The sequence below is a fragment of the Acinetobacter sp. UBA2063 genome (assembly GCF_002333245.1).
GTDB lineage: Bacteria > Pseudomonadota > Gammaproteobacteria > Pseudomonadales > Moraxellaceae > Acinetobacter > Acinetobacter parvus.
In genome coordinates, this window is the sequence record NZ_DDAH01000017.1 from 1 (window position 1) to 3,245 (window position 3,245).

General features: G+C 37.7%; 3 protein-coding genes. 1 reads left to right on the forward strand and 2 read right to left on the reverse strand.

What is annotated here, in order from left to right:
* Positions 1-384: 384 nt before the first annotated feature.
* Positions 385-996, reverse strand: coding sequence for a Uma2 family endonuclease (locus B4H32_RS00710; RefSeq protein ID WP_004683000.1), 612 nt, complete (start codon positions 994-996; stop codon positions 385-387).
* Positions 997-1,083: 87 nt separating this feature from the next.
* Between B4H32_RS00710 and pabB the strand changes: the two genes are divergently transcribed.
* On the forward strand, positions 1,084-2,436 hold the full coding sequence (pabB, locus tag B4H32_RS00715; RefSeq protein ID WP_286799137.1) for an aminodeoxychorismate synthase component I: 1,353 nt from the start codon (positions 1,084-1,086) through the stop codon (positions 2,434-2,436).
* Between the two features lie 13 nt (positions 2,437-2,449).
* Here pabB and B4H32_RS00720 read toward each other — a convergent pair.
* Positions 2,450-3,245, reverse strand: a 796-nt coding sequence (locus B4H32_RS00720) for a pyridoxal phosphate-dependent aminotransferase (protein ID WP_286799142.1), incomplete at its 5' end; no start/stop codon positions are given.

The window sequence follows — 3,245 nt, forward strand, 5'->3', positions numbered from 1 at the left end:
ATTTTAACCGTATTTTTCTTAATAGTGATTATCGCAAAAGTATTTAAAACGACATTTCATGTCGTATGGCTTACGCCAGTCGCTTATATCCTCGGGCTAAACCCCGAGGTTTTACGCTCCAATGGATAAACGGCATTATCTGATTAATAGCAATCAATAGACTTTTTATTCTACAACATATTGATAATTATAATTTTTATACAAAATCTTTTTAAATCAACCCGAATATTTTGAACTTCTGTCTGTTAATCGGCAGAATTTTCGTTTTGAGAATGTAAACAAAATCTCTTTTTAACTTAAAATTGATAACAATCGTCAAAATCAAGTTTTTCGGTATTCACTTTCTAAGCCATACTTTCTCTACAAGTGACAATAAGCTTAATTTTATTGCCCTATGCCCTGTTCAGCTTGTGCAATTTCTGCCTGCTTCGCCAGCCATTGCTGCATATCTTCATTTTTTACCCGATCATAGATTTCTGAGACTTTAACCGTTAAATCAATCGACTGAAAATGGACATCTTCATCTAAATAAAAATGTTGAGACTGCCAGCCGTTAGAAAGACGCTGGATTTCCACATCGACAAAATCCTGTTCGATCAACACATATTCCTGTAAAGTCGGAATAGTAAGGTAAAGATCACGTTTCAGTGTCTTGTCTTTTTGGCGGGTGGATTTTGAGAGCACCTCAACAATGAGGGTTGGGTTTTCGGTATAATAATCCTGTTCATCTTCACTGCAATCAATGATTGCATCAGGATAAAAGTAGTTTTTTCCGACTTTGAGTTTCATATCTGAACCAAAAGGTTGGCATGGTTTACCTTTGAGGTGACCCAATAATAACCCCAACATATTATCTGCTAAACGAACATGGTTCCGATGTGCGCCCGCCATTGCGTAAACTTCGCCATCGATATATTCATGTTTGATATCAGTCAATAATTCGCCCTCAAGGTATTCCTGTTCACTGATATATGGTTGTGGTTGAATGACTGCCATTTTGCTGCCCTAATACCCAAAATGTTTATTCTATTTTAGAGTGTAGTACACTAGCATATCCTTGTGTATGCCAATGTATTTCTTTTTATGTCCCAGTTTTTGCAAAAGTTAAACATACAAAATAATGCCGTATCTGCACTTTTGCTCCAGCTTCAGGATTTAACTGGCTTGGTCTATCTCCATGATCAAAATTTTCCTGTTATTGCATTTCTACCCAAAGCTTTTTTAAAATTTCAGCAGTCAACGCTGATACAGTTTCATCAAATTGAATTTAATCAATATCAAATAAATCAAGATGTAACATCAGTGATTGAATTTTCAAATTTCAATCATTCACAAGAATCCCCAGAGCACGACATTTCTTTCAATGGTGGTTATATTGGCTTCTTTAGCTATGACTATAGTGCAGATCAATTTATTGATGTTTTTAGTCATCCACAACCCAGCTTTTTTCTAGGTGAATATTCTACTTTTTTAAAGTTTCAGGATGGCGCATGGTATTTTTATAGTGATGAGGAACAAGCGCAAAATATTTATAAAAGCATTTCCAGACTGCTAAACCAAGCCCAAGAAAATGAATTAGCCACACTTCAACTCTTAAAAAAGTGCGCTTCCCGTTGGTCAAAAGAACAATATTTTGACGCATTCAATCAGGTTCAGGAGTACATCAAGGCAGGTGATTGTTATCAAATCAATTTAACACAAGAATTTAAGGCAACAGCACAAGGTACACTATTAAGTAAAGCTGAAGAATTATGGCAATTGACCCATGCACCGTATGCAGGTTATTTAAAGCTTGATGATTTTGAGCTACTCAGTTGTTCACCTGAGTTATTTATCGAATTTCAGCATGAGAGAAAAATCAAGACCCGACCAATTAAGGGAACCATGCCACGCTTTGATGATCCCAAACAGGATCAAGCTTCCAAAGCCAAACTCAGTAACTCTGAAAAAGATCAGGCTGAAAATGTCATGATTGTGGACCTGTTGCGTAATGACCTCAGTGTTTATGCTGAAACGGGTTCAGTAAAGACAACTAAACTCTTTGAAATTGAAAGTTTCAATCAAGTGCATCACATGGTCAGTGAAATCACGGCAACTTTAAAGCAAGATATCAATCCTATGCAGATGCTATTGTCTGCCCTGCCTGGTGGTTCAATTACAGGCGCACCCAAAATTCGTGCCATGCAGATTATTGAGGAGCTTGAGGGGGCACCAAGAGGCGCCTATTGTGGCAGTTTGGGTTACTTCAATTTTGATGGCACTGGACGCTGGAATATCCTGATTCGTAGTATTCAAAAGTATCAGGATCAATTATCAGTCTGGGCAGGTGGTGGCATTACCATCGCTTCTGATGCTGAGGCAGAATATCAGGAATGTTTTGATAAGATTTCTGCCATGCTTGATTTGCTCAACACATGGCTGAAATCTGAAGATTGAACCAATATGGCTATTACAAAATTTGCATTTTAAGTGTATCAACTAAACGCTGATTTTGTTCATCTGTGCCAATCGTAATTCGCAAGAATTGATCAATTCTTGGTTTATTAAAATAACGGACGATAATCCCCTGCTCACGGAGCTGCTGTGCAAGCCTGGCGGCTTCATATTGTGGATGAGTGGTAAAAATAAAATTAGCTTTTGATGGCAATACCTTAAAACCTAAAGCAATCAAATCACCCACCAGTTTTTCACGGCTTTCTATCACTTTTGCACATTGTGCTTCAAAATAAACTTGATCTTCAAATGAAGCTACTGCCGCTGCAATCGCAAATCGGTCCATTGGGTAGGAGTTAAAACTATTTTTGACTGCTTCAAGTGCGGCAATCAAATGGCTTTGTGCAATGGCAAAGCCAACCCGTAAACCCGCAAGGGAACGCGACTTGGAGGTTGTTTGACAAACCACCAGATTATCATATTGATTAACAAGCTGAACTGCTGATTCTGCTCCAAAATCTACATAGGCTTCATCAATCACAATCACACGATCTGGATTGGCCTGCAAAATTTGTTCGATTTGTTGCAAACCCAATGCAATACTGGTTGGCGCATTAGGATTAGTAATAATAATGCCACCATTTTCCTGCTGATAATCTGAAACATCAATTTCAAAATTTTCATTCAAAGGTATCTGCTTGGTCTGAATTGCAAAGAACTGACTATAAACTGGATAAAAGCTATAGGTAATGTCAGGATAAAGCACAGGCTCATTCTGGATAAAGAATGCCTTAAAAATATGGGCTAGAACT